The sequence below is a fragment of the Kitasatospora sp. NPDC003701 genome, assembly GCF_053587085.1.
In genome coordinates this window covers 192,408-199,603 of the sequence record NZ_JBSFNM010000011.1, presented here as the reverse complement: position 1 = coordinate 199,603, position 7,196 = coordinate 192,408, and the positions used below count along the sequence as shown (strand labels likewise).

6 protein-coding genes are annotated in these 7,196 nt (G+C 74.1%); 5 read left to right on the top strand and 1 reads right to left on the bottom strand.

Features of this window, described 5'->3' with window-relative positions; all coding sequences use genetic code 11:
* The first annotated feature begins 370 nt into the window (after window positions 1-370).
* The 3 genes from ACWDRR_RS13885 to ACWDRR_RS13875 all read left to right on the top strand — a co-directional run bounded on the left by ACWDRR_RS13885 (window position 371) and on the right by ACWDRR_RS13875 (window position 3,759).
* Window positions 371-1,816 carry a hypothetical protein gene (locus tag ACWDRR_RS13885; protein WP_449772386.1) on the top strand — a complete coding sequence of 482 codons (1,446 nt, stop codon included), beginning with the start codon at window positions 371-373 and terminating at the stop codon, window positions 1,814-1,816.
* A gap of 53 nt (window positions 1,817-1,869) precedes the next feature.
* Window positions 1,870-2,391, top strand: a complete 522-nt coding sequence (locus tag ACWDRR_RS13880) for a GtrA family protein (protein ID WP_449772385.1) — start codon at window positions 1,870-1,872, stop codon at window positions 2,389-2,391.
* A 153-nt stretch (window positions 2,392-2,544) separates the two neighbouring features.
* Window positions 2,545-3,759 carry an ROK family protein gene (locus ACWDRR_RS13875; protein ID WP_449772384.1) on the top strand — a complete coding sequence of 405 codons (1,215 nt, stop codon included), beginning with the start codon at window positions 2,545-2,547 and terminating at the stop codon, window positions 3,757-3,759.
* 38 nt (window positions 3,760-3,797) lie between these two features.
* Here ACWDRR_RS13875 and ACWDRR_RS13870 read toward each other — a convergent pair whose 3' ends face one another.
* Window positions 3,798-4,844 carry an ABC transporter permease gene (locus ACWDRR_RS13870; RefSeq protein WP_449772383.1) on the bottom strand — a complete coding sequence of 349 codons (1,047 nt, stop codon included), beginning with the start codon at window positions 4,842-4,844 and terminating at the stop codon, window positions 3,798-3,800.
* A gap of 111 nt (window positions 4,845-4,955) precedes the next feature.
* Between ACWDRR_RS13870 and ACWDRR_RS13865 the strand changes: the two genes are divergently transcribed.
* Window positions 4,956-5,414 (top strand): MarR family winged helix-turn-helix transcriptional regulator, encoded by a 459-nt coding sequence (locus ACWDRR_RS13865; RefSeq protein ID WP_449772382.1) that lies wholly within the window; start codon window positions 4,956-4,958, stop codon window positions 5,412-5,414.
* 157 nt (window positions 5,415-5,571) lie between these two features.
* Window positions 5,572-7,125: an MDR family MFS transporter gene (locus tag ACWDRR_RS13860; protein ID WP_449772381.1), complete on the top strand. Its 1,554-nt coding sequence runs from the start codon at window positions 5,572-5,574 to the stop codon at window positions 7,123-7,125.
* The last annotated feature ends 71 nt before the right edge of the window (window positions 7,126-7,196 follow it).

Below are 7,196 nucleotides of genomic sequence, written 5' to 3'. Positions count from 1 at the left end.
GCTGCACGACCTCGTCCGGCGCCACGAGAGCCTGCGCACCGTCTTCCCGGAGGCCGACGGCGAGGCGTACCAGCTCGTCCTGGACGCCGCCGCGGCGGTGGAGCGAGGGTGCTCCACCGGGCCGCCGCCCGTCTGGTGAGACGCCCTTGTGAGACGGTCCGTCAGTGCGCCAGGCTGGCCGGGTGATTCGCCACGCGTACCTGAGCCGTCGACTCGACGTCGACCTGGCGCACGCGTGCTCCGCGATCTGTCGCCGCGCTCTCTGACCAGTGCGGTGATCCGCCCGGCGCCCCCGCCGGGACCCCCGGGCCGGGTGGAATGCACCGCTGTGCGCGGTCCACCGTTTCCACTCATCCGACGGGACACCTCCATGCGCTTCGCGCTGCCCACGCGCGCCGCCGTACTCGCGGCCGCCGCCCTCCTGCTGGCCGCCGCCGCGGGCCCGGCCCACGCCGGGACCGGCTACGGCCCGCTGCCGCCGCACAACCCCTACGCGGGCCCCGACGGCACCGCCACCATGCACGGCGACACCGGCTCCTCGGACGCCACCCCGCTGCCCGGGCCCCGGCCCGGACCGCTCGCCTCGGACCGGGTGGCGCTGCAGTCCGCCTGCCCGACCGTCCTGGTCGGCTCCGACGGCTACCCCGTCGCGCTCTGCACCACGATCTTCGGCCTCACCCCGACCGTCCACCTGCTCGACCCGGCCGACGGCGGCTCGCTCGCCGAACTGCCGCTGGCCAAGGGCTCGCTGCTCGGCGGCGTCTACGCCTACCTGGACCAGCAGGACCGGCTGGTGGCCGTCGACGGCGACCGCAGGCTGCTGCGGATCGGACACCACCGCACCGCCTCCGGCGCCTGGGCGCTGACCGTGGACAGCGCGCTCCCGCTGGCCGGCGCGGTGCCCGACGGCGACGCCGTCACCGGGATCTCGCCCGACTGGCAGGGCCGGGTCTGGTTCGCCACCGGCGGCGGCGTGGTCGGCACCGCGGACGACCGCACCGGCGCCGTCCACACGCTGGCCCTGCCCGCCGGCGAGCGGATCGCCAACTCGATCTCCACCGCCCCGGCCGGCACCGCCGTCGCCACCACCCACGCCACCTACCTGCTCACCGCCGACCCCGACGGCGCCCCGCGGATCGCCTGGCGCCGGGCGTACGACCGGGGGCCGGGCCGCAAGCCCGGACAGCTCAGCTGGGGCACCGGCTCGACGCCGACCTTCTTCGGACCGAGCACCGGCACGGACTACGTCACCGTCGTCGACAACGCGGCGCCGACGGTGAACCTGCTGGTCTACCGGACCGGCGACGGCTCGCCGGTCTGCTCGGTGCCGGTGCTCCGGGCCGGCGGCAGCGGCAGCGAGAACTCCCCGGTGGCGGTCGGCAACACCGTCCTCGTCGCCTCCACCTACGGCTACCCGTACCCGAAGCTGCCCGAGGACGCCGGGCCCGCCGTGCCCCCGTCGGGCGCGTTCCGCGGCGGCCTCAGCCGGGTGGACGTCCGGGCCGACGGCTCGGGCTGCGACCTCGCCTGGGACAACCGGGTGCGCTCCGCCGCCGTCCCCCGGCTCTCCACCGCCGACGGGCTGATCCACACGGTGCTGCGCAACCCCGTCATCCCCGGGACCGACGCGACCTCGGTGCTGGACCCCTACTACTACGCGGAGATCGACCCGCGCACCGGCGCCGTGGTGCGCACCAAGTACACCGGGGCCGGCTTCCTCTTCGACACGCTGCAGATGGTCGGCTCGATCGCGCCGGGCGGCGTGGTCTACCAGGGCACCACCACCGGGGTGCTGCGGATCACCGCGGCCGGGTAGCGCCCGGGCCGCCGGAGGGAGCGTCGGCGGGCCCGGTGCGGGAGACTGCGAAGATGCCGTCCCCCACTCAGCGCGCCCTGGCCAAGGTGCCGGCCGGGCTGCGTCCGTTCCTGGTCAAGCACCGCAGGCTGGTGAAGGTCCTGCTGGTCGGGAGCACCTGCTTCGTGCTGACGACGGTGATCAACTTCTCGCTGAAGTTCACCGTGCTGGAGCAGAAGCCGGTGGTGGCGCTCACCATCGCGACCGTGCTGGCCACCGCGCTCTCGTACGTGCTCAACCGCCGGTGGGCCTTCCGGGCCCGGGGGCACCGGCGGGAGGTCCTGCTGTTCCTCCTGGTCAGCGTGGTGGCGATCGGCGTCAACGACCTCCCGCTGGTCGTCTCGCGCTACGTCCTGGACCTGCGCGAGCCCCAGGTGACGGCCTTCACCCAGGAGGTGGCCGACTTCCTGAGCGGGATGGTCGTCGGCACCTTCGTCGCGATGCTGTTCCGCTTCTGGGCCATGCAGCGCTGGGTCTTCACCCGTTTCGCCGAGCCCGCCGTCACCCGGGTGGAGCAGCCGCAGCGGATCCCGTAGCGGCCCGCCGGGAGCGGAGGGTCGACCGGCCGGCCTCCCGCTCCCGGCCCACCGGGAACGGGAGGCCGAACGCGGTTACGCTGCAAACGCCTGTCCGGAACTGCGGGACCCGCCCACCGGCGAGGCGGGCGGAAGCTGAGCGGGGTGAGCGCGATGCGCGAGACGGACGGCCTCCGGGCCGGACCGGCCAGCCAGCAGGGCATGCGCCGGGCCAATCTGGCGCTGGTGCTCGGCGTGATCGCGAGCGCCCCGCGCTCGCGCGCCGAGGTGGCCGCCGAGAGCGGGCTGACCCGGGCGGCGGTGTCCTCGCTCGCCGAGGAGCTGATCGCGGCCGAGCTGGTGGTCGAGGAGGGCCCGGCCGCGCCCAGCGGCAAGGTCGGCCGGCCCGGCACCGCCCTGGGCCTCAATCCCGACGGGCCGGCCGGGCTGGGCGCCGAGATCGGCGTGGAGCACCTCGGCGCCTGCGTGGTGGACCTGCGCGGTGACGTCCGCTCCTGGCGCCGCCAGGAGATCCGCAACCGGGACCGGCGGCCCGCCGCCGTGATGGCCGACCTGGCCGAGCTGCTGCGCCGGGCCGTCGCCGACGCGGGGCTGCGCCCGGCCGGGCTGATGCTGGCCGTGCCCGGGCTGGTCGGGGACGGCGGCGGGGTGCTCCAGCACGCCGCCAACCTCGGGTGGCGGGACGTGTCGCTGGCCGCCGAACTGCGGCTCGCCCTGCGCGCGGCCGGCGCGGAGGGCCTGGCCGAGCTGTCGATCGGTGCCGAGAACGAGGCCAACCTGGGCGGGCTCGCCGAGCTCTGGCTGGGCGGCGCCCCGGAGCACTTCCTGCACGTCTCGGCCGAGGCCGGCGTCGGCGCGGCGATCGTGGTGGGCGGCCGGCTGATGCGCGGGGCGCACGGTTACGCGGGCGAGCTGGGGCACGTGCCGGTCCACCCGGACGGACCGCTCTGCGCCTGCGGGGCGTACGGCTGCCTGGAGAAGTACGCGGGGGAGACGGCGGTCATGCGGGAGGCCGGGCTGGAGGGGGTCCGGGGCGACTGGGTGGCGCTGCTCGCCGAGCGGGCCGAGGCCGGGGACGAGGACGTGCACCGGGCCCTGGACGGCGCCGGTTCGGCGCTGGGGATCGCCTCGGCCGGGGCGGTCAACCTGCTCGACCCGGCCGAGGTGGTGCTGGGCGGCGGCTACGCCCGGCTGGCGCCCTGGCTGCTGCCGGCCATGCGGGCCGAGCTGGCGGCCCGGGTGACCGTCCGCCCCTGGTCGGACGAGCGGCTGACGGTCTCCCGGCTGGGCCGGCGCGGCCCGCTGCTGGGGGCGGCGGTCGGCGTGGTCCGGGCGATCGTCGCCGACCCGGGCCGGCTCGACGCGTAGCGGTGGCCGCACGCCGGGCCGGTCGGGCCGGGGAGGGGCTACGACAGGTGCACCAGCTCGCGGCCGCCGCGCGGGCGGCGCAGGACGGCGGCGAAGGTGACCGCGACGCCGACCAGCGCCCAGACCAGCAGCACCAGTAGCGGCATGCCGAGGTTCGTCCCGCCGAAGTAGGCGATCGAGCGGGCCGCGTCCGTGCCGGCGCCGTTCGGGATCCAGGCGCCGATGGCCCGCCAGAACGGGGGCATCATCGGGGGCGGGAAGACACCGCCCGCGCTGGGGTTGCCGAGCACCACGAAGATCAGCACCGCCACGCCGATGCCGATGATGTCGAACAGGCACTGCAGCGCCATGGTGAACGCGCCGACCGTGAACACCACCAGGGCGCCCAGCGCGGACAGGCCCCAGGAGGAGCCGGGCAGTGCGTTCAGCGCCGGGCCGACGATCACCGCGCCGCCGATGCCGGCCGCGATCGAGTACAGCGCCAGGGTGGCGAGCCGGATCAGCGCCCGGTAGGCGTTGGCGGGCTTCGAGCCGGCGCTGACGCCGAGGATCGAGGCGACCAGGTAGCCGCCGACGCACCAGCCGATCACCAGGTAGAAGGAGGAGAGGCCGTTGGTGTCGCCCTTGGCCAGCGGGATGGTGTCGACGGTCCGCACCGTCCGGCCCTGGGACTGGTCGATCGTGGTGACGATGCTCTGGGCGGCCTTGGCGGCGGCCGGACCGCGGGCGTTGGCGACCAGCAGGGTGTCCTCGGTGCCGGCCGGGTCCACCACCAGCGCGGCGTAGATCTTCTGGTCCTTGATCTGCGCGGTGGCGGTCTGCGCGTCGGGCGCGGTGACGGCCTTCACGGCGTCGTCCGGCACCGACTCCAGCGCCTCGACCAGCTTGGGGGAGACCTGCGGCGGGGCGACCACCGCGATCGAGAGCTCGTGCGGGGTGGGGCTGTGCAGCGCCCCGACGTACGAGGTGATGAAGCCGAGCTGGAGGAGGAGGACGGCGAACACCAGCAGTGCCGCGCGCGGGGTGACCGCCCCCTTCAGTTCGGCGACGAGTCCGGGCCTCGGTCCCTGCCCTGGGGCGGTCATCCACATCTCCTTGCGTATCGGGAAAATCGGATACTTCATATCATCAAGTAGTTGGCTTTCCCGATTTCCCGCGCCGCATGCGTGGGCACGGTGCTGCGCGATACTTGCGCGGTGAGTGCGGCGAATGACGAGGAACCCCTGCTGGCGGTGGAGCGCGAGGTCGCGCTGATGTTCCGTCGGGGCCGGGCCCGGGTGGCGGAGCTCTCCCGCCGGGTCCACCCCAGCCTGGAAGGGGTGGCGTACAGCATGCTCGGCTACATCGAGCAGGCCGGGCGGGTGCGGGTGACCGACGTCGGCGTGCACTTCGCGGTCGGCAAGGCCACGGTGAGCCGGCAGATCCGGGCGCTGGAGGAGCTGGGCCTGGTGGCCCGGGAGGCGGACCCGCAGGACGGCCGGGCCGCGCTGGTGTCGCTCACCGAGGACGGCCGGCGGCGCTACCTGGGGGCGCGGGACGCCCGGATCGAGCGGGTGCGCGAGCTGATGGCCAACTGGTCCGAGGAGGACGTGATCCGTTTCGCCGGCCTGCTGCACCGCTTCAACGACGTGGTCGGGGAGGCCGTCGGGACCTGAGGGCGGCGGCCCGGTGCGGGCCGGGGTGCGGGACTTTACCCGGGCTTGAAGAAAGTTGCCTTAAGCAACCATCGATCCTATGGTTGCTTAAGGCAACGAACCTCTGCTTCCCGTCCGCCGCCTCCCGCTTCCGCCCCGCACCCGCCGAAGGACCCAGATGACCGTCACCACCCACGTCGCGACCGGAGCCGCGGCCACCGCCGACGACCGACCCATGACGCACCGGCAGGTGATGGAGGCGCTGTCCGGCCTGCTGCTCGGCCTCTTCGTGGCCGTGCTCTCGTCGACGGTCGTCTCCAACGCCCTGCCGCGCATCCTCACCGACCTGCACGGCGGCCAGTCCGCGTACACCTGGGTCATCACCGCGACCCTGCTCACCCTCACCGCCTCCACCCCGATCTGGGGCAAGCTGTCCGACCTCGCCAGCAAGAAGCTGCTGCTGCAGATCGCCCTGGTGATCTACATCGCCTCCTCGGCGCTGGCCGGCCTCGCCCAGAACACCGGCGAGCTGATCGCCTGCCGCGCCCTGCAGGGCATCGGCGCCGGCGGTGTCACCGCGCTGGCCCAGATCTGCCTGGCGGCGATGGTCCCGCCGCGCGAGCGCGGCCGCTACAGCGGCTACTTCGGTGCGGTCTTCGCCCTCGCCACCATCGGCGGACCGCTGATCGGCGGCGTCATCGTGGACACCTCCTGGCTGGGCTGGCGCTGGTGCTTCTACGTCGGGATCCCGTTCGCGCTGGCCGCGATCGCGGTGCTGCAGCGCACCCTGAAGCTGCCGGTGGTCAAGCGCAAGGTGAAGATCGACTACCTGGGCGCCCTGGTCATCACCGGAGCCGTCAGCCTGCTGATGATCTGGATCACGCTGGCCGGCAAGAACTACGCCTGGCTCTCCTGGCAGACCGCGGCCATGGTCGGCGGCGGTCTGGCGCTGGGCGCGCTCGCCGTGGTGATCGAGAAGCGCGCCGCCGAGCCGATCATCCCGCCGAGCCTCTTCCGCCACCGCACCGTCACCCTGGCGGCGCTCGCCAGCGTGCTGGTCGGCATCGGCATGTACGGCGCGACCACCTTCCTCAGCCAGTACTTCCAGCTGGCCAGGGAGAAGTCCCCGACCATCGCCGGCCTGATGACGCTGCCGATGATCCTCGGCCTGGCCGTCGCCTCCACCGTGGCGGGCAAGCTGATCACCAAGTACGGCCGCTGGAAGGCCTACCTGGTCGCCGGCACCCTGATGCTGGCCGTCGGCTTCGGGCTGCTCGGCACCGCCCGGGCCGACACCGACTACGCGCTGCTCTGCGTCTACATGGCGATCACCGGCATCGGCCTCGGCCTGACCATGCAGAACCTCGTGCTCGCGGTGCAGAACACCGTGCCCCGCCACGAACTCGGCGCGGCCAGCTCGGTGGTCACCTTCTTCCGCACCATGGGCGGCGCGATGGGCGTCTCCGCGCTCGGGGCCCTGATGAACAACAAGGTCGGCCACTACCTGGCGGAGAACCTGGCGGCCGCGCACATCCCGGCCGCCGGCGCCGCGGCCGGCGGCGGCATCCCGGACCTGCACAAGCTGCCCGCCCCGGTCGTCCCGCTGGTGACGGACGCCTTCGGGCACGGTGTGGGCGTGGTCTTCCTGGTCGCGGCGCCGTTCGCGCTGCTGGCCTTCGTCACGGTGCTGTTCATCCGCGAGACGGTGCTGCGCACCGGTCAGCAGGACTGACCGGCCGGGGCGGCGGCGCGGAGCACGGCGGAGGGCCGGGGAGTGGATCACCACTCCCCGGCCCTCCGTCG